The sequence below is a fragment of the Hyella patelloides LEGE 07179 genome (assembly GCF_900659865.1).
Classification (GTDB): Bacteria; Cyanobacteriota; Cyanobacteriia; order Cyanobacteriales; family Xenococcaceae; genus Hyella; species Hyella patelloides.
The window spans coordinates 1-1,230 of record NZ_LR214324.1; the positions used below are offsets into that span (position 1 = coordinate 1).

General features: G+C 39.1%; 1 protein-coding gene. It reads right to left on the reverse strand.

Going from position 1 to position 1,230, the window contains the following annotated elements; all coding sequences use genetic code 11:
* Positions 1 to 1,099, reverse strand: a 1,099-nt coding sequence (locus H1P_RS33505; RefSeq protein WP_144875825.1) for an FG-GAP repeat domain-containing protein, incomplete at its 3' end; no start/stop codon positions are given.
* Positions 1,100 to 1,230: the final 131 nt, after the last annotated feature.

Below are 1,230 nucleotides of genomic sequence, written 5' to 3' on the forward strand. Positions count from 1 at the left end.
AGATTTGGCGCGTGACACTGAAGTTACCACTGCCATCGTTTAGATAGATCCTACCAGTATCCTCATTGTCATCATCTGTTGAACCCTTTTGTTGACGCAAGATATCGTCTACTCCATCCCCATTAAAATCCCCAATATGTAAATTATTTAGGTCTCCTTCTATGAGCAAGCTTTCGGGTAAGGAGATTCGGCGCGTGACACTGAAGTTACCACTGCCATTGTTTAAATAGATCCTACCAGTATCCGGATTGTCATCATCTGTTGAACCCTTTTGTTGACGCAAGATATCGTCTACTCCATCCCCATTAAAGTCCCCAATATGTAAATTATTCAGGTCTCCATCTATGTTCAAGTTTTCGGGTAAGGAGATATTGCTAAAATCACGATTACCATCAGCAATAAAGATATCGGCAGTATTTACTCCGTCACCACTACCGTTCCCCTTTTCTTGACGTAGGAAATCATCTATTCCATCGTTATTAAAATCTCCAACAAGTACATTAGTAAGGTCTTCTCTTAAAGCGAAGTTTTCTGGGAGGGTTATAGGTAGTCCTGTTTGTGCTTCTATGAGTTGTTGCTCGATCGCAATTTCTTCACCATCAAGAGTAATAACAGCTTTATCATTTTCTAGTTGTAACTGTTGTAATTCACCCTCGCTAAAAGATTCTCCTGTAACTAAACCAGAGAAAATCGCGCCTTCATCCCCCGCAGCATCTACAGAGTTAATACTCGCATCAACGTAATGTCCGTATTCTTCGATAACTAGATTAGAGATAGCTTTAAGATTGTTTGTATTAGCGAGTAAATATTCTTCGGAAATATAAATTTTGTTAGTGTCTGCGGAATATGCGCCGTTAGCACCGTTTATTTCTGTGGAGGAGCGAATTTCAATTTCGGGGAAAGAATCAAATTCCCCTGTTTGCCATTGTCCTACTAATTCCTCTGCTACTTCGCGATTGTATTCAGTACCAAAAGCAGTAGTTAAATCTCCGAGAAGTTCGTCACTGAAAGCATATTGAGTAAGTAACTCTTGAGAAGTTGCGATCGCTTTTTCTAAAGTTACATAACTATTTTGATTAATCATGGGTTGAATCTTCATCTTTTAGCTGGACTTTCGGAAAAAAGCGATCGATAAAGACTGTACTCTAAATAGAGAAAGCTTTTAACCTGTTTTTAGCCCCAAACAAATCCACGTTTTGCTTTATGGGCAGCAAAGATTTCTCTATTGTG